This is a genomic window from Martelella mediterranea (assembly GCF_004342225.1).
GTDB lineage: Bacteria > Pseudomonadota > Alphaproteobacteria > Rhizobiales > Rhizobiaceae > Martelella > Martelella mediterranea_B.
The window spans coordinates 19,652-37,120 of the sequence record NZ_SMAR01000014.1 but is presented as its reverse complement, the minus strand read 5'-3'; the positions used below and the strand labels follow the sequence as shown (position 1 = coordinate 37,120).

Annotated in this window: 14 protein-coding genes; 7 read left to right on the top strand and 7 right to left on the bottom strand. The window is 55.8% G+C overall.

All coding sequences use genetic code 11. The annotated features are described in order from the left end of the window. Positions 1-28: 28 nt before the first annotated feature. Entirely contained in the window at positions 29-3,667 is a 3,639-nt protein-coding gene (locus EDC90_RS10650) for a hydantoinase B/oxoprolinase family protein (protein ID WP_132311350.1), read from the bottom strand. Between the two features lie 141 nt (positions 3,668-3,808). On the opposite strand from EDC90_RS10650, the gene EDC90_RS10645 reads away from it, so the two are divergent. The 4 genes from EDC90_RS10645 (at position 3,809) to EDC90_RS10630 (ending at position 7,350) form a co-directional block, all read left to right on the top strand. Beyond that, the gene (locus EDC90_RS10645) at positions 3,809-4,777 is read left to right on the top strand and encodes a TRAP transporter substrate-binding protein (RefSeq protein ID WP_132311348.1); all 969 of its coding nucleotides are present in this window, start codon (positions 3,809-3,811) and stop codon (positions 4,775-4,777) included. A gap of 190 nt (positions 4,778-4,967) precedes the next feature. Further along, entirely contained in the window at positions 4,968-5,495 is a 528-nt protein-coding gene (locus EDC90_RS10640; RefSeq protein WP_132311346.1) for a TRAP transporter small permease, read from the top strand. Positions 5,496-5,504: 9 nt separating this feature from the next. Next, a complete protein-coding gene (locus tag EDC90_RS10635; RefSeq protein WP_132311344.1) occupies positions 5,505-6,809 on the top strand; it encodes a TRAP transporter large permease in 1,305 nt (434 codons plus the stop codon). Between the two features lies 1 nt (position 6,810). Then, positions 6,811-7,350 carry a winged helix DNA-binding protein gene (locus EDC90_RS10630; RefSeq protein WP_132311342.1) on the top strand — a complete coding sequence of 180 codons (540 nt, stop codon included), beginning with the start codon at positions 6,811-6,813 and terminating at the stop codon, positions 7,348-7,350. Positions 7,351-7,468: 118 nt separating this feature from the next. Here EDC90_RS10630 and EDC90_RS10625 read toward each other — a convergent pair whose 3' ends face one another. The 6 genes from EDC90_RS10625 to carB all read right to left on the bottom strand — a co-directional run bounded on the left by EDC90_RS10625 (position 7,469) and on the right by carB (position 15,127). After that, entirely contained in the window at positions 7,469-8,410 is a 942-nt protein-coding gene (locus EDC90_RS10625) for an efflux RND transporter periplasmic adaptor subunit (protein ID WP_245511024.1), read from the bottom strand. Continuing rightward, on the bottom strand, positions 8,407-8,616 hold the full coding sequence (locus EDC90_RS10620; RefSeq protein ID WP_132311340.1) for a DUF1656 domain-containing protein: 210 nt from the start codon (positions 8,614-8,616) through the stop codon (positions 8,407-8,409). Before EDC90_RS10620 ends, EDC90_RS10625 begins: the two co-directional genes overlap by 4 nt. Then, on the bottom strand, positions 8,613-10,667 hold the full coding sequence (locus tag EDC90_RS10615) for an FUSC family protein (RefSeq protein ID WP_132311338.1): 2,055 nt from the start codon (positions 10,665-10,667) through the stop codon (positions 8,613-8,615). Before EDC90_RS10615 ends, EDC90_RS10620 begins: the two co-directional genes overlap by 4 nt. Beyond that, complete coding sequence (locus EDC90_RS10610) at positions 10,664-11,140, bottom strand: MarR family winged helix-turn-helix transcriptional regulator (protein WP_132311336.1); 477 nt, start codon at positions 11,138-11,140, stop codon at positions 10,664-10,666. The genes EDC90_RS10615 and EDC90_RS10610 overlap by 4 nt, the downstream gene beginning before the upstream one ends. Before the next feature lie 194 nt (positions 11,141-11,334). After that, complete coding sequence (locus EDC90_RS10605; protein WP_207903890.1) at positions 11,335-11,553, bottom strand: glycoside hydrolase family 3 C-terminal domain-containing protein; 219 nt, start codon at positions 11,551-11,553, stop codon at positions 11,335-11,337. A gap of 91 nt (positions 11,554-11,644) precedes the next feature. Next, positions 11,645-15,127 carry a carbamoyl-phosphate synthase large subunit gene (gene carB / locus EDC90_RS10600; RefSeq protein ID WP_132311332.1) on the bottom strand — a complete coding sequence of 1,161 codons (3,483 nt, stop codon included), beginning with the start codon at positions 15,125-15,127 and terminating at the stop codon, positions 11,645-11,647. Positions 15,128-15,370: 243 nt separating this feature from the next. On the opposite strand from carB, the gene EDC90_RS10595 reads away from it, so the two are divergent. The 3 genes from EDC90_RS10595 to EDC90_RS10585 all read left to right on the top strand — a co-directional run bounded on the left by EDC90_RS10595 (position 15,371) and on the right by EDC90_RS10585 (position 17,452). Next, positions 15,371-15,559 carry a hypothetical protein gene (locus tag EDC90_RS10595; RefSeq protein ID WP_132311330.1) on the top strand — a complete coding sequence of 63 codons (189 nt, stop codon included), beginning with the start codon at positions 15,371-15,373 and terminating at the stop codon, positions 15,557-15,559. Positions 15,560-15,648: 89 nt separating this feature from the next. Further along, positions 15,649-16,677, top strand: a complete 1,029-nt coding sequence (locus EDC90_RS10590; protein WP_132311328.1) for a sodium:calcium antiporter — start codon at positions 15,649-15,651, stop codon at positions 16,675-16,677. 94 nt (positions 16,678-16,771) lie between these two features. Then, the gene (locus tag EDC90_RS10585; protein WP_132311326.1) at positions 16,772-17,452 is read left to right on the top strand and encodes a glutathione S-transferase; all 681 of its coding nucleotides are present in this window, start codon (positions 16,772-16,774) and stop codon (positions 17,450-17,452) included. The last annotated feature ends 17 nt before the right edge of the window (positions 17,453-17,469 follow it).

Sequence of the window (17,469 nt, the reverse complement as noted above, 5' to 3'; positions counted from 1 at the left end):
GAATGGATGCACGGTGCTCTAAGTGGCTTCAATCGGCTTTGCCGTAGCCACCGCCGGTCGGTGTTATAACGGTAATGGTGTCGCCAGCGTTTAAAACTGTACGGTCGCAGCCGCTGAGTTCTTCAACGCTGCCGTCGCTGCGGGTGACAATGTTGCGGCCGCATTCACCCGGCTCTACCCCCCGTAATCCAAAAGGACGCACCTTGCGGTGCCCGGAAAGCAGTGCGCAGTCCATCGTCTCCAGAAAGCGAAGCGTGCGCGATGTGCCGTCGCCTGCGTGCCATTTGCCCTTGCCGCCCGACCCCTTTCTGATGTGGAAGTCTTCAAGCACAACAGGGTAGCGCATTTCTAGAACTTCGGGATCTGTGAGCCGTGAGTTGGTCATGTGCGTATGGACTGCGTCGGCGCCATTAAATCCGGGGCCAGCAGGTGCACCGGAGCAGATCGTTTCGTAGTACTGATAGGTATCGTTTCCGAAGGTTAGGTTGTTCATCGTACCCTGCGCCGATGACAGGGCTTCAAGCGCACCAAACAGGCAGTTGGTCACAGCCTGACTGACCTCGACATTGCCTGCGACGACAGCTGCGGGATAGCTTGGAGCCAGCATGCTTTGTCCCGGCACGATGATTTTGATCGGGCGCAGACAACCTGCGTTCATCGGTATACTGCCATCGACGATCATGCGGAAAACATAAAGAACAGCGGCACGGGTCACGGGTTCCGGTGCGTTGAAGTTGCTGTTCTGCTGAGCCGATGTGCCGGTAAAATCGACAATCGCGGTCCGCTCTTCATGGTTTACGCTGATTTTCACTTTGATGGCCGAACCCTGATCCATCGGATACTCGAAGCTGCAGTCTTCGAGCTTTGTCAGCGCATGGCGGACACTTTCCTCGGCGTTATCCTGTACGTGGGTCATGTAGGCTTGGACGACTGCAAGGCCGAAATCGTCAATCGCCTTGCGCATCTGCTCAATGCCGCGATTATTGGCGGCAATCTGAGCCTTCAGGTCGGCGACGTTCTCTGTGACATTGCGCACCGGATATTTCGCGCCGGTCAGAAGTGCGACAAGCTCTTTCTCCCGGAAATGTCCGGCATCGACCAGCTTGAAATTGTCGATGTAGACGCCTTCTTCTTCAATCGTTGTGGCATCCGGTGACATCGAGCCCGGTGCTATGCCGCCGACATCGGCGTGATGGCCCCGCGATGCGACCCAGAACAGCAGGTTTTTGCCTGCTGAATCGAAAACCGGGCTGCAGACCGTGATATCCGGCAGGTGCGTGCCGCCGTTATAGGGTGCGTTGAGCGCAAACACATCGCCGGGGCGGATATGATCATTGCCGCGGATGACCGCCTGAACCGAGCGATCCATGGACCCCAGATGCACCGGCATATGCGGAGCATTGGCGACCAGCGCGCCGCTCGGATCGAAAACGGCGCAGGAGAAGTCAAGCCGCTCCTTGATGTTGACCGAATAAGCCGTGTTCTGCAGCGTCAGTCCCATCTGTTCGGCAATCGACATGAACAAGTTGTTGAAAATCTCCAGCATCACCGGGTCGGCTTCGGTGCCAGCGGCCTTTTGCGCTGGCAGGGCGGCGATACGTGTCAGAATGATGTTGTCTGATGTGGTGAGTTCTGCCTGCCAGCCGGGTTCGATCACGACAGTCTGATTAGGCTCGATAAGGAGGGCCGGACCGTCGATCCTCTGGCCAGCTGAAAGCTGTGCACGTCGATAAGTTGCTGTTTCATGCCAGTGTCCTGCCGAGTAAAAACGTGTCTTGCCATCGGGTTCTGGTGTTTCGGTGTTTGAGACCGATCCGTCTTTTTCTTCGGCCTGAGCCGCTCCGCCGACGGCCTCGACCGAAATTGCCTCAACAACAATTTCCTTGGTTTCATCGATAAAACCGAAGCGCGCCCGGTGCATGGTCTCGAAAGCCGTTTTCATGGCGTTACTGTCGCCTTCAAGAACGGCCCTTTCATAGTCACCATTGCCGGCAATATCGGCGATCGGGATTTCAAGCGTAGTGTCGGTACCCGCATAGCGCAGCAGCCCGGTCACGTGGACGATGATCTGCGTATCGGAGATACCCTGATCGTGCAGTTCTGCGACACTCTCTTCACACAGCATGGCCGCGCTCCCGGAGATATGGGAAAGGGCTGCTGAGAGCGGCTTTTCCACAGCCGCCTGACGAAGTGCACGCACGTCTGCCAGGCCCATGCCATAGGCAGAAAGCAGACCGGAAAACGGATGGATCAGCGCCTGTTTCATGCCCAGCGCATCGGCGACCAGGCAGGCGTGCTGGCCGCTGGCTCCGCCAAAGGCGTTCAGTGCATAGCGGGTCACATCATAGCCACGCGCGACCGAGATTTTCTTGACCGCTTCGGCCATGTTGGCAACAGCAATGGTCAAGAAGCCATCGGCGACGGCCTCCGGTGTGCGTCCGTCGCCGATCTCATCAGCGAGTTCGGCAAAAGCTGCCCGAACAGCATCAAGGTCGAGGGGCTGATTCTGGTTTGGCCCGAAGATTGGCGGAAACAGATCCGGATTCAGTTTGCCGGTCATCACATTGGCATCTGTCACCGTCAGCGGGCCGCCGCGGCGATAGCATTTCGGTCCCGGATTGGCGCCGGCAGAATCCGGGCCGACTGTGAAGCGGGCACCGTCATAATGCAGAATGGAGCCGCCGCCAGCGGCGACAGTGTGTATCTGCATCATCGGCGCGCGAATGCGAACACCTGCGACTTCTGTTTCAAAGGCACGTTCATAATCCCCGGCATAGTGCGCGACATCGGTTGATGTTCCGCCCATATCGAACCCGATAACCTTGTCGAAACCGGCTTTCTTGCCCGTCTGTGCCAGTGCGACGACACCACCGGCAGGGCCTGAAAGAATGGCATCCTTGCCCTCAAAAAGCTCCGCCGATGTCAGGCCACCGGAAGACATCATGAACAGCAGCCGTGCACCAGTTCGCTCAAGGTCGAGTTCATCTGCCACCTGTGCGACATAGCGCTTGAGGACTGGAGAAAGGTAGGCATCAACGACGGTTGTGTCTCCGCGTCCGACAAATTTGATCAGGGGCGATATCTCGTGGCTCACCGAAATTTGCCCAAAACCGATTTCACGCGCAATCTCAGCGGCTTTTTGCTCATGGGCAGGGTAACGATAGGCATGCATGAAGACGATGGAAACGGCATCAAAGCCTTCCGACTTGAGTTGCCGGAGTGCCTTTTCGACAGACGCCGGATCCAGTTCGGTTTCCACCGTTCCATCAGCGCGCAAGCGCTCGTCGATCTCAATGACGCGGTCGTAAAGAAGTTCAGGCTTTTCGATGTTGCGCGCAAAAATGTCGGCGCGGGCCTGATAACCGATCTCCAGTGCGTCCCGGAAACCTTTGGTGGTCAGAAGCGCGACCTGTGCCCCCTTGCGTTCCAGCAATGCGTTCGTCGCGACCGTTGTGCCCATACGGATATCATTGATGGTTTCAGCGGGAATCGGCTCGCCCGGTGAAAGATCCATTAAGGCGCGAATGCCTGCGACACCGGCATCGCGGTAAGCTTCAGGGTTTTCTGAAAGCATTTTGCGTGCATGAAGCGTTCCGCTCGGGTCGCGCCCCACGATATCTGTGAAGGTGCCGCCTCTATCAATCCAGAAATCCCACTTGCCGGTCATTAAGTCTGCCCTCTCTGCCTTAAAAAAGTGCGTGTTTATTATTTGTGCATTTTCTCATCGATAATTTATTGACAAATAATCGTCAACATGTGACGAATTTAAAGCTGATATTTTTTTGCAGCCAAACAAAAGGGGAATGTTATGAAAGTTTTAATGACCGCCGCGCTTGCGGCGACCGCTGCATTTGCGACCACTGCACAGGCTGAGACCTGGGATATGCCTACGCCATATCCTGACGGGAATTTCCACACGCAGAACATCCGACAGTTCGTGGATGACGTTTCCGCTGCCACAGACGGCGCGATTGAAATCAATGTTCATTCCAACGGCGCGCTGATGAAGGCGACCGAAATCAAGCGCGGTGTTCAGAGTGGTCAGGTGCAGATCGGTGAAGTTCTGATCTCTTCGCTCGGCAACGAAGATCCGATCTTTGCGTTTGACGCAGTTCCGGGGCTTGTTTCCGATTACGACAGTGCTGCAAAGCTTTGGGAAGCTGCTGCGCCGACGGTTAAACAGCACCTTGAAGATCAGGGGCTTGTGTTGCTTTACACTGTCCCATGGCCACCACAGGGCGTTTATTCAAAGGACAAGCTTTCCTCACTTGCCGATCTCTCCGGCAAGAAGTTCCGTACCTATAATCCGGCGACTGCCCGTTTTGGCGAGATGAACGGTGCAAATCCGGTTACAGTTCAGGCTGCTGAAGTGCCGCAGGCCTTCAAGACCGGCATGGTGGACGCCATGATAACCTCGAGTGCAACCGGCGTTGACACTCAGGCTTGGGACTATCTGAGCTATTATTATGACACACAGGCCTTCCTGCCGGAGAACATGGTGTTCATGAGCAAGTCGGTCTTCGATGGCCTCGACGAGGACACACAGGCTGCTTTGCTCGAGGCCGCAGCGGCTGCCGAGGAGCGCGGCTGGGCGCAGTCGGAAGAGCTGAACGAAGGTTACAAGGCGACGATGGCTGAAAACGGTATTAATGTTGTCGTGCCGACTGACGAGATGAAAGCGGAGCTTGCAGAAATCGGTGATACGATGACCGCCGAATGGCTGGAAAGCGCTGGCGATGACGGCCAGACCATCATCGATGCCTACAAGGCTGATTAAAGGCCAGCCAGGCTTTCGGGTCGGAGCCTTACAGCATCGGCCCGAAAATCGCAGTCGATTTTCGAAAAGCGCTATGCGTAGATTCAATAGGTTAGAGCGTCCTTTGTGCATCCTAATGGATGCGACAGCGCTCTAATGTCCACGCTCCGGCTTTTCTTCCTTAACAACACATTCTGGCGGGAGCCTTGTCATGACAAGTCCGTTGACGCCGCTATACCGGCTGGCCGAAATACTGGCCGCGCTTTCGATGATCAGCATTCTGCTGCTGGTCGGCGGGGGCATTGTTTTGAGATTTTTCGGGACCCAGTTTGCCGGCAGTGATGATCTGGCCGGATATTGCCTCGTTGCCATCTTCTTTCTTGCGCTCGCGCCCACATACCGGCGGTCGGAGCATATTCGTGTCAGTCTTCTGTTGGCGCGGTTGCCGGAAACCCTCAAGTCGAAATTCGAAACCGTGCTGACGCTGGTCTCGATGATCGCTGTTGGCTGGGCAACCTGGTGGCTCGGGCGGCTTGTCTATGATTCCCATCGCTTCGGCGATGTCGCTCAGGGGCTTCTGCCTGTTCCGTTGTGGATCCCGCAACTGACAATGGTGATCGGTATGGCAATTTTCTTTGTGGCGCTTGTGGAAGATGCTGTTCGCTGCCTGTCAGGTAAAGCGCCCAGCTATATTATCGCCGAGGCCACCTCCGGCGATGACAAACATTTCGAACGGTGAGGTAACGGCATGGATCCCGCAATCGCAGGCATTTTCATTGCCGTTTTCGTTCTTCTGATCCTCGGCGGAGGTCTCTGGATTGGCGTCGCTTTGGCTGCTGCCGGGTATGTGGCGATGGAGTTTTTCACCAGCCGTCCGCCCGGCCTGCTGTTCGGCACAACGCTCTGGGGTTCCAATAATTCGTGGTCACTAACGGCGCTGCCGCTGTTCATCTGGATGGGCGAGATCCTGTTTCGTACACGGCTTGCTGAAGACATGTTCAAAGGTCTTGCGCCCTGGGTGCAGCGCATTCCCGGTCGCTTGCTGCATACCAATGTCGTTGGCTGCGCCATCTTTGCAGCGATTTCCGGATCGTCTGCTGCAACGGCGGCGACGATTGCCAAGATGACGATTCCGGAACTGAGGCAGCGCGGCTATTCCGATTACATGATTGTCGGTTCGCTTGCGGGCTCGGGAACGCTTGGACTGCTGATCCCGCCATCGATCATGATGATCGTTTATGGCGTCGCCGCGCAGATCTCTATCGGCCGGCTGTTCATTGCCGGTGTCGTGCCGGGTATCATGCTGATGGTGATGTTTTCCTGCATTGTTGGCGGTTATGCGCTGATGCGCCCAAAACGTATTCCTCATCGCGATCCGCATATTCCGCTGACAACCAAATTGTGGGAATCGCGTCGGCTGATCCCGATCATGGTTTTGATTATTGCCGTACTGGGCTGCATCTATGGCGGCATAGCCACGCCGACCGAGGCCGCGGCAATTGGCGTGACCGGTGCACTGGTGCTCGCACTTATTGGTGGTGGTCTGACGTTTGATAGTTTCTGGACCAGCATTGTCGCTGCGACCCGTACCAGCGCGATGATCGGCCTGATCCTGTCGGGTGCGGCCTTTCTTTCCACGGCGATGGGGTTCACCGGCCTGCCGAACGATCTCGCCGCCTGGATCGTTAACATGGACCTGCCGCAGCCCATGCTGCTTCTCGCCATGGTGCTGATCTTCCTGACGATGGGCTGTTTCATCGACGGGATTTCGATGATCCTGCTGACGACCTCCGTTTTGCTTCCTGCTGTTCAGGCCGCCGGTATTGATCTTCTCTGGTTTGGTATTTTCGTCGTGCTTCTGGTGGAAATTGCTCAGATAACGCCACCAGTCGGGTTTAACCTCTATGTCCTTCAGTCCTTGGCAAATCGCAGTATCGGCTTTATTGCTCTTGCCGCACTTCCATTTTTCATCGGCCTTCTGGCGGCAATCGTGGTGATCTCGCTGTTCCCCGAAGTCGTCTTGTGGCTGCCATCGCAAATGCTTGGACGATAAAATGACAGACAATGACGACCAGGAATTGAATGGAGCAGGCATTGGCCCGATTGTTTCTTCGGGGCATCTGGCAAGCGGTGCATTGCCCGCTCTTTCAGAAGTGGAATTCGGTCTGACGATGCTCAATCAGGCATTCAGCCGCTGGATTGTTCGCTGTATGGCAGCGGCTGGCGTGCCGGACTTGTCGCCGCTTGATATTCTCGTGCTGCATAATGTGAACCATCGCGGCAAATCCAAAACCATGGCGGATATCTGCCTTGTGCTCAATATCGAGGATACCCATACAGTCGCTTATGCGCTGAAAAAGCTGGAAAAGCTGGATCTGGTCGAAAGCGGCCGACGTGGCAAGGAAAAGCTGGTTGTGATCACCGAAAAGGGAAGCGATATCTGCGCCCGTTATGCGGCTGTTCGTGAGGAACTGTTGGTCAAATCAGTGCTTTCAACCGAAGTTTCGCCAGAGGTCCTGTCGAAGCTGGCAGCGCGCATTCGGGCGCTGTCGGGTCATTATGATCAGGCCACACGGGCTGCGGCATCACTTTAGAGCGCCGTGCATCCATTCGGAAGCACAAAGAACGATGCGTAGACTGACTGTCTTTCTTTAAAAGATGGAGGGCGCCTCGTTGTTGAACGCGGGCAGCGCCTTATTTTTCAATAGGCGATCACTGTATGGCGTGTTGGCTTTGTGTTGTGCCATTGCTGATCTCGGCAGTGGCCGTTTCCTTTTTCGCCGTTTCATCGACATAGATGCTTGCGGTCATACCTGCGGCGAGCGCCACATCTGATGGCGGATCATCAAGAGTGATACGCACGGGAATGCGCTGTGCAAGGCGCACCCAGTCGAAGATAGGATTGACTGCGGGCAGGCCTTGCGAATTGGCAGCTATATTAGCATCGGCGATACCGCGGCCGAAGCTTTCCACATGACCGTTCAGGTCAGATGAAAATCCCATCAGCTGAACCCGCACCGGATCGCCTGTATGGATGCGTCCCAGCTGGGTTTCACGGAAATAGCCCGTTACCCGAAAACTGGTTGCATCAAGAAGCGTGACAGCGCCCTTGCCGGAGACCGCATAGTCACCTTTTCTCAAATGAAGGTTGGTGACGTAGCCATCAACAGGCGCTTTGACTTCAGTGCGTTTCAAATCCAGGTTGGCAACACTCAGTGCGACTTCCGCGCTTTTAACTTCGGCACTTGCGGCGGCGGCCTGGCGCGTTGCCTGCTCAGAATTTTCCGCACTGATTGAACCGGTAGTGCTCAGGCGTTGGGCGCGCTTGGCAACAGATTGCTTCAGTTTCATCGTCTCTGTTTTGCTGTCCAATGTGGCTTTTGCTGCGTCAACGACCAACTGAAAACGTTCCGGCGAAATGGAAAACAGAACGTCGCCCTGGTGTACGAACTGATTATCGGCCACCTTCACATCGGCGATCGTGCCGGAAACCTCCGGTGCGATCAGCACCACATCAGCAGTGATGCGTCCGTCGCGCGTCCATGGAGCGTTGAAATAATAGTCCCAGAGATGATGGGCAAAAAAGGCGGCGCAGGCGAGCATTGCTGCTGTGAAGAGTAGCCGCCCGATATTTTGTTTTAGTCTGGCAATCACGATGACAGATGCTCCATGAACAGGACAGTTGCGCCCAGAAGGCTTAAATAGAGTGCGGTGTCGAAAAGTGCCGGGTGCCAAACATGGCGGTAGAGGCCAAGCCGTGCCAGCCCCACATGCACCACCCGGTAAAGCCCGTAACAGGCGATGACGAGCAGAAGCAGTGTCGGCACCAGAACGCCGAAAAAGTCGATCTCCGGTCTCATGCCGTAAGCCTCCATTCCAATGCCTGGAGGTGTGACGGGGGCGCCTGTGGACAGAGGGAACTCCTGAGGCCGACCAGCGCGTCGCGTACACGGAGCGGAGCTTCGGCCTGTTCATCGATAAGCCTGTTCAGCCCTGCATCCAGGGCCTCAGCAAGCGCTTCCGGCGCAGTTTTTTGATCTTTCAGCTTGGTGCAATACTCGTCCGCAAGTTTCAAAAGCAGGTCGTTGATCAGCCGGACCTCCTGCGCCTTGAGCGCGTGCTTGTTGCGTTGAATTTTCAGCACATCGAGACCAACACGCAGATCACGTAAAAGATCAGCTTCCAGAACAGAAGAGCCCTGTGGCAGTCCGGCAAGTCGGGGTACGATCAGTCCCAGGCGGTCCAGCATACGCGCCACCAGAAAATCGGGTTCGAGCCGTCTTTTATTCATGGTCGCATCGATGACGACGTTCCAGCCGGATCGCAAAATCCGTCTGGCGCTTTGTTCGCTACCAACCGCGCGCACGGTCGCCATGATGATTGTGGCCGCTCCAAGACCGGCAAATGTGGCAAGGATGATATTGGCAAAAGCGCCGAAATTGGTGCTCATCTGATTGCCGAGTGTCAGCATGTAAATCAGGTTCACGCTGATCTGAAATCCCATCAACCAGCTGGCTGGAGCAGCCAGAAGAATACCAGCCGGGATCAGCACAAGGCCGAGCGCGCCTATGAGCGGGACAAAACCATCGATGAGGGGCATAACGGCGAACTGGTAGACAAGTGCGGTCAATGCGGCAATCAGCATCAGCCTGAAAACTTTGCGCAAAACCGGTGTGGCGTTATCCATCGTCGCCAGTACGCAGCACAGAACCGCGCCAATCTGCACCGCGCTGCCGCCATAGGTCCAGCCAGAGTAAATCCAGAGAGCGGATGCAACCACAATCAGAATAAAAACTGAAGTTGCGGCCAGAACTGCCACACCATAATCGGTGTGCAGGTTCAAAGACTGGCGATATTGCGTCGCCAGTTCTTTGCGCAAGCGATGTGCTTTGCCGCTGGCCATGTCAAGCCGCAGTGTCTGGCAATCGGCCCAGACATCAACAAGATCTGCAAGCCGTCGTGTCATGCGCAACCACAAAAGGTCATTCCAACCGGAGGCGTTGTCTTCCATGCGCTGTCGTTCTTCAGCGATTGCCGCCCGCAGCTGTTCTGCCCGATTGAGGGCAGTTTCATCCTTCTCTGCACACCATTCATGAATTTCCATAAGGAGGCTGGTCTGTGCGTCTTTCATTTCGCCATTTTTCTTCAGTGCCAGATGCAGGTCTGCGATCTCGGAAAGCAACGGCAACACTTTCACCATGCGTTGCTGCAATGCCTGCATACGCTCTGTCAGCGCCCGGCCTCTTGCACCTTCATAGGCGACCTGTGATGTGAAGGCGCGCAAGCCTACTGCATCAGCGGCCAGCTTATGGCGTTCGCGAATAATCTGTGGACCTTCCGACACACCTGACAATACATCGCGCGTGAGATTTGCTGTGTTTTCCAGCCAGCCCTCCACACGGACAGAGAGGAGCGGTCCGGCATGCTGCGGCATGACAAGCCGGTTGACGAAGGCAGCACAGATGATGCCAAGCGCAATTTCCTCGACGCGGCTGGTGGCAACGGAAAAGCTTGTTTCCGGCGCATTGACGAGGGTGAGGCCTGTCAGCGCGACCGTATAACCCGCCAGCATGAAGACATAGCTGCGGGGCGAGCGATCCAGCATGCTGACAAACAGGCAGAAGCTGCACCAAAGCGCTACGGCCAGAACCAGAAGCGTAGGAGCGAAGACCAGATTCGGCACAAGAGCAATGATGACCACTGCGCCCAGAAAAGTTCCCGCCAGACGATAGACCGCTTTTGAAGCGATCGCGCCGGAAAGCGGGTTGGCGATAATATAAACGGTGCCAACCGCCCAGTATGGGTTCGCCAGCCCCCATTCAATCGCGATCCAGTATGCCAGCATCCCGGCGACAAAGGTCTTCAGCGAGAAAATGATGTATTCAGTTTTCAAACCGCCGGGGACCATCATCGCGCCTTCTGTTTCTCTTCATAGGTCTCCAGAACGGAAGAGAGTGTTTTCAGTACATATTCGGTGATTGCCAGATCCTTCTCGCTCAATCCTGCCAGAAGCTCTTCTCTCAGCTCACGCGCAATCCTGTCAGCGCGTTTTCCCAGAGCGATGCCCTCATCGGTCAGCTGAAGCAGGCGGGCCCGACGATCGGACGGGTCTTCAACACGACGCAGCAGGCCACGCTTTGACAAAGTGTCGAGCAGCCTGACAACGCCGGACGTTTCGAGGCCTAGAAGCGGTGCGAGTTCGTGCTGTCGCATTTCACTGTCCCGGCTGCGCCACAAAACCAGAATAGGCAGCGCCGTTGCATCGGAAAGGCCTTCATTACTCAGGCGTTGACCAAGCACCCGCCGCCATGACTGGCCGACTGCCGGCAGCATGCGACCAAGGTCGGTCCATTCCGCGCTATCTTTTCTGTCCTGATCCGGCATTCGTTTCTCCTGCGCCGACGAAACCGCCCCTGGCCCCTTCTGAAGAGGGAGAGTCAGTCAATGCGATATTTAGGTGATGTGTCATTTAATGATGTATCATTTAAAATGACGAAACGCAAGAGAGGGCCGTGGGCCGTGGCGCAAATCAGGCGGGGAAGCCAAAATTCTGAAGTTTCTGGATGTATTAAAGCGGCCTATATGCGCCAGAAATTACAGATGTCCTGGCCGGAGAAGAAGGTCATGACCTGGGCCGCGATCCTGTTTTCCACACCGCCGAGATTATAGGGACGGCCGGACGAGATGACGACGTTCACCGGCTTGCCGGTTTCGATCACGGCATCGAGCAGCTTTTGTTGCGCGCCGGGCAGTTCCAGCGAGGTGGCGTCATCGACATCGCCGGGGAAGTCCGGCACCCCGGCCGAAAGCGGCAGCCAGATAAAAAAAAGCCCCGCAGACCATCTTCTGCGGGGCTTTTTGCTTTTTTATCTCAAAGCTTTGCTGGCGTCAGGCATAGCTTTGCAGCGGCTGAACCTCAAGCTGGCCTTTCTTGAGGGCGCTGATGGCCTGAGCGGCGGCAAGAGCGCCTGCCATCGTTGTATAATACGGCACTTTCTGGGTCAGCGCAGCGCGACGCAGAGACTTCGAATCCGAAATCGTCTTGTCGTTGCTGGTCGTATTGAAGATCAGTTGAACCTGGCGGTTGCGGATCGCATCCTCAATATGCGGCCGGCCTTCGCGCACCTTATTGATTTTGGTGGCGTGAATGCCGTTTTCTTCCAGAAAGTCCCGCGTGCCGCCGGTTGCCATCACCGAGAAACCCTGTTCGACTAAAAGCCTGACGGCTGGCAGAACACGTTCCTTGTCTTCCGGTTTGACGGAAACAAAGACACAGCCCTCACGCGGCAGGTCGACGCTGGCACCAAGCTGGGCCTTTGCAAAGGCAATCGCAAAGTCCTTGTCGAGACCGATGACTTCACCCGTCGAGCGCATTTCCGGGCCGAGCAGTGTGTCGACGCCGGGGAAGCGGGCGAACGGGAAAACAGCTTCTTTCACTGCGATATGCTTCAGCGTACGCGGGTTCGGTTTATCGCCGTAGGACGTGATCACGTCATCAAGCTTTTCTCCAGCCATCACACGGGCTGCTATTTTTGCAATCGGTGCGCCGATGGTTTTGGCCACGAACGGAACCGTACGTGATGCACGCGGATTGACTTCAAGAATGTAGATTTCGCCGTCCTTGATGGCGAACTGAACATTCATCAGTCCCTTCACGTTCAGGGCCAGAGCAAGCTGGTGCGTCTGTTCTTCCAGCCGGTCAATCAGATCAGGCGCAAGCGTATGTGGTGGCAGCGAGCAGGCACTGTCACCGGAGTGAATGCCGGCCTCTTCAATATGCTCCATGATCCCGGCAACAAAAACGCTTTCCCCATCACACAGGCAATCCACGTCCACTTCCGTTGCGTTGGTCAGATAGCTGTCGAAAAGAAGCGGGTTTTTGCCGAGCATCGTATTGATCTGCCCGGTCTTGTCGTTCGGATAACGCTGGCGGATGTCTTCGGTCACCAGCTCCGGCACAACTTCCAAAAGGTAATGTGACAGGCCGGCCTCGTTGTGAACGATCTCCATGGCGCGCCCACCCAGAACATAGGATGGGCGAACGACGAGCGGATAGCCGATTTCATTGGCAACCAGACGGGCCTGCTCGACGGAGTAGGCAATGCCGTTATTCGGCTGGTTAAGGTCCAGCTTTGTCAGAAGCTTCTGGAACCGGTCACGGTCTTCGGCAAGGTCGATCATGTCAGGCGCGGTGCCGAGGATCGGGATCCCGTTCTTTTCCAGAGCTTCAGCCAGCTTCAGCGGTGTTTGACCGCCAAATTGCACAATTGCCCCGGCAAGCTTTCCCTTTTCCTGTTCAGCGCGCATGATTTCGATGACATCTTCGGCCGTCAGCGGCTCGAAGTAGAGCCGGTCTGAGGTGTCATAATCGGTCGAAACCGTTTCCGGATTGCAGTTGATCATGATCGATTCATAGCCAACGTCTTTCAGGGCAAACGCGGCATGGCAGCAGCAATAATCGAACTCGATGCCCTGACCGATACGGTTTGGGCCGCCGCCCAGAATGACGACTTTCTTCTTATCGGAAATACCGGCTTCAGACCGTGTTTCGCCAGCGAAAGGGGCCTCATAGGTTGAGTACATGTAAGCCGTTGGCGAAGCGAATTCGGCAGCACAGGTATCGATCCGCTTGTAAACCGGGCGTACACCGAGTTTGTTTCTGAGCTGGGCCACTTCCTTCGGGCGGCCATGGATCAGGCTGGCAAGCCGCTGATCGGAAAAGCCCATGGCTTTGAGTTTGCGCAGGTTTTCGGCATCGTCCGGCAGGCCGTGTTCGCGAATCTTTTCTTCCATATCGACGATGGTCCTGAGCTGCTCAAGGAACCATGGATCAATTTTGGAGTGCTCGTGAATTTCTTCCAGGCCAACGCCGAGACGCATGGCCTGAGCGACCATGCGCAGGCGGTCAGGCGTGCCTGTGCCAATGGCAGCGCGGATGGCGTTATGCGGTTCGCCATTTTCGATGCCGGGAATCTCGATTTCGTCGAGCCCGGTCAGGCCGCGTTCGAGGCCACGCAGTGCTTTTTGCAGCGATTCCGGGAAGGAGCGACCGATGGCCATAACTTCGCCGACGGATTTCATCGCGGTCGTCAGTGTGTTTTCAGCGCCCGGAAACTTTTCGAACGCAAACCGCGGGATCTTCGTGACGACATAGTCAATCGAAGGTTCGAAGGATGCCGGCGTTGCGCCGCCGGTGATATCGTTTTCAAGCTCATCCAGCGTGTAGCCTACGGCAAGTTTCGCCGCGACCTTTGCAATCGGGAAGCCTGTAGCCTTCGAGGCCAGAGCAGACGAACGCGAGACGCGCGGGTTCATTTCGATGACGACGAGACGGCCATCCGCCGGATTGACGGCGAACTGAACGTTCGAACCGCCGGTTTCAACCCCGATTTCGCGCAGAACAGCCAGCGAAGCGTTGCGCATCATCTGGTATTCCTTGTCGGTCAGCGTCAGCGCCGGTGCAACGGTGATCGAGTCGCCGGTGTGAACGCCCATCGGGTCAATGTTTTCGATTGAGCAGATGATGATGCAGTTGTCCGCTTTGTCGCGGACCACTTCCATTTCGTACTCTTTCCATCCAAGAACAGATTCTTCAATCAGCACTTCTGTGGTGGGGGAGGCATCAAGGCCACGCTCGACGATCTCGAAGAATTCTGAACGGTTGAAGGCGATACCGCCACCTGTGCCGCCAAGCGTAAAGGATGGGCGAATAATGGCAGGCAGGCCGACGAAATCCAGAGCCTGAGCGGCAATCGCCATGGCATGCGACATATAGCGTTGCTTGCGATCGGTGTTGCCGAGGTTCCATTCGTTTTCAAGCGCGTCAAGCGCGTCGTCAAGCGCGCCACCTTCGAGCGTCTTCTTCAGCTCAGCGCGCTTGGCTTCATGCTTCTGGCGGTCAACATCCTTGATCTCGGTTGCATTGGCCAGCATCGAACGCGGCGTTTCCAGGCCGATTTTCGCCATAGCCTCGCGGAAAAGTGCCCGGTCCTCCGCCTTGTCGATCGCCTCCGGCTTGGCTCCGATCATTTCCACATTATAGCGTTCAAGAACGCCCATACGGCGCAGCGAAAGCGCTGTGTTCAGCGCTGTCTGTCCGCCCATGGTTGGCAGCAGAGCGTCCGGCCGTTCCTTGGCAATGATCTTGGCGACAACTTCCGGGGTGATTGGTTCGACATAGGTGGCGTCTGCCAGTTCCGGGTCGGTCATGATCGTGGCCGGGTTGGAGTTGACCAGAATGACGCGGAACCCTTCTTCCCGCAGCGCTTTGCAGGCCTGCGCACCGGAATAATCGAATTCACAGGCCTGGCCGATAACGATCGGCCCCGCGCCGATGATGAGGATGGACTTTAAGTCTTGGCGCTTGGGCATGGGCGTAATCCGTCAATTCTTGTTTTATGCCTGCATCAAAAACCGGCACGGAAAACCGGGCCGGGGACAGGCAGCTGAGCATTTGGGCTAGGTGGGCCTTATAGGCAAAATGCATACGGAACGGAACCCCGAAAATGCACCAACCACCCATCACATGCAGTTTATCAATGATTACTATTTTCTAAACACACATGAACCTTTTTGACTTTTGCAACGTTTACTTTCCAAACAGGAGGGTTTGTGATGTTTGAATATCTGCCTCTGATTGCTTTTCAAATAGCATTTGCCGCTGCAGGAATGACCATCCTTTACAGGATCGTACGCGGGAAACCATTGAGTGAGCGCATTGAAAGCCTGTCGCACACCCGCCGTGATCTTCTCGGTCAGGCAGACAGAGCCGGTGCTCGCAGGCGTCGCGCCTCAACGGCTTGAGGCGGTAAAATCCGCCAATGTCCACGATAGATGCGTGACTGAAACAATCGTGCTGTCAGCGCGTTGACGTTGGCAACACGGAGATCTTGATGAATTTTGAAAACCTGTCGCTCGTCTGGCTGGTGCTTACTTTCGCGCTGTCGGGCACTGTCATTCTCGGCTGTGGCGTAAGAATTACCGGCGTGGCGGATCGTATTGCCGATCGCACGGGGCTGGGCGAAGCGCTGATCGGTGGTCTGCTCCTAGGGGCTGCGACTTCGCTTTCGGGGACGGTCGTATCCATCACCACGGCTCTTGAAGGCCGTGCGTCTTTGAGCTTTTCAAATGCGGTCGGTGGTATCGCGGCTCAAACCGCGTTTCTTGCTCTCGCGGATACGATTTATCGCCGTGTTAATCTGGAACATGCCGCCGCTGATCTTTCCAATCTGTTCCAGGGTGCGCTTCTCATCCTGCTCCTCAGCCTTCCCCTGATCGGTTACATCGCTCCCGATGTCACAGTCTGGTCCGTCAGCCCCATCTCAATTGCGTTGTTTGGCGTATACATTGCGGGTGTCGTCGCATCTAAGAAGGTGAAAGATGACCCCATGTGGCGACCGGTCGGCACCCGTGAGACCCGAACAGATATACCGGATGAGGATCAGAAGGATGCGCGTGGTAATCTTCAGATATTCTCGGTGTTCTTCCTGCTGATGCTTCTGATGGGGATGGCTGGCTATCTGATTTCGCAGGTCGCCGGTGTTGTAACGGATCGCTACGGGCTTTCAGCGTCAATTGTCGGGGCACTCATGACCGCGGTCGTCACCTCGCTGCCGGAGCTGGTAACAACTCTGGCGGCAGTACGGCGTGGCGCATTGCAGCTGGCCGTTGGCGGCATTATCGGCGGCAATACATTCGATACGCTGTTTCTCACGCTTTCAGACGTCGCCTACCGCGAAGGCTCGCTTTACTCGGCAATCACCAAGGACGATCTGCTTTGGCTGGCCATTGGTCTTTCGGTCACAGCGGTGCTTTTGCTGGGGTTGATCGTGCGCCAGAAATCAGGACCGGGCAGTATCGGTTTTGAAAGTGCCGGCATCCTGTTTCTGTATGGTGGAGGCATCATGCTCGCAGCGTTCTGATTGATCGGTACAATCCAGATGATGCCAGAAGTCGTAAAAGCAATAACCATTACGTATCGTTTATAACGCTCAGTCGAACACCTGGAAGGTCAATATGCTGCTGGTCCACTATCTCGAAGATTCGCGTGCTCACCGTATTTTATGGCTGCTGGAAGAGCTTGGTGTCGATTATGAAGTCAAGACATACAAGCGCGGTCAGGATATGAGCGCACCTCAGAGTCTCAAAGACGTGCATCCACTCGGTAAATCACCGGTGATCGAAGATGATGGGAAAGTGATCGCCGAAAGTGCGGTGATTATCGACTATCTTATCGATCGATACGGAACAGAAAGCAATTTACGTCCCCAGGCGGGAACGGATGAAGCCCTCAGATATCGCTACTGGATGCACTATTCCGAAGGTTCGGCCATGCCGCTTCTGGTGGTGAAACTTGTGTTTCACAAGGTGCCACAGCAGGCGCCAGCGCTGGTGCGTCCGCTTCTTAATCCGGTTTTCAAAACTTTGCGGCAGAAACTCACTGATCCGCAGCTGAAAAACCATGGTGAATTCTGGGAGACCGAACTGAACCGTGATGGCTGGTTTGCCGGACCTGAGTTTACGGCCGCCGATATTGTGATGAGCTTTCCGGTGGAAACCGGCCTCGAGCGTATTCCTTTCGATACGAGGCCGAGGGCGCTCTATCGCTATCTCGAAGCCATCCATGCACGCCCGGCCTATAAGCGCGCTTTGCAGCGCGGCGGCGCCTATCGTTACGGCGGAAACCCGATGTCCTGAGCGCCAGTCAACCGGAA

What these genes read in the sequence shown, in the direction of transcription:
- EDC90_RS10590 (WP_132311328.1), top strand. Translation starts at nt 15,649, where the DNA reads ATGAATTTTGAAAACCTGTCGCTCGTCTGGCTGGTGCTTACTTTCGCG.
- EDC90_RS10620 (WP_132311340.1), bottom strand. Translation starts at nt 8,616, where the DNA reads ATGAGACCGGAGATCGACTTTTTCGGCGTTCTGGTGCCGACACTGCTT.
- EDC90_RS10650 (WP_132311350.1), bottom strand. Translation starts at nt 3,667, where the DNA reads ATGACCGGCAAGTGGGATTTCTGGATTGATAGAGGCGGCACCTTCACA.
- EDC90_RS10630 (WP_132311342.1), top strand. Translation starts at nt 6,811, where the DNA reads ATGACAGACAATGACGACCAGGAATTGAATGGAGCAGGCATTGGCCCG.
- EDC90_RS10585 (WP_132311326.1), top strand. Translation starts at nt 16,772, where the DNA reads ATGCTGCTGGTCCACTATCTCGAAGATTCGCGTGCTCACCGTATTTTA.
- EDC90_RS10610 (WP_132311336.1), bottom strand. Translation starts at nt 11,140, where the DNA reads ATGCCGGATCAGGACAGAAAAGATAGCGCGGAATGGACCGACCTTGGT.
- EDC90_RS10635 (WP_132311344.1), top strand. Translation starts at nt 5,505, where the DNA reads ATGGATCCCGCAATCGCAGGCATTTTCATTGCCGTTTTCGTTCTTCTG.
- EDC90_RS10595 (WP_132311330.1), top strand. Translation starts at nt 15,371, where the DNA reads ATGTTTGAATATCTGCCTCTGATTGCTTTTCAAATAGCATTTGCCGCT.
- carB (WP_132311332.1), bottom strand. Translation starts at nt 15,127, where the DNA reads ATGCCCAAGCGCCAAGACTTAAAGTCCATCCTCATCATCGGCGCGGGG.
- EDC90_RS10615 (WP_132311338.1), bottom strand. Translation starts at nt 10,667, where the DNA reads ATGATGGTCCCCGGCGGTTTGAAAACTGAATACATCATTTTCTCGCTG.
- EDC90_RS10640 (WP_132311346.1), top strand. Translation starts at nt 4,968, where the DNA reads ATGACAAGTCCGTTGACGCCGCTATACCGGCTGGCCGAAATACTGGCC.
- EDC90_RS10645 (WP_132311348.1), top strand. Translation starts at nt 3,809, where the DNA reads ATGAAAGTTTTAATGACCGCCGCGCTTGCGGCGACCGCTGCATTTGCG.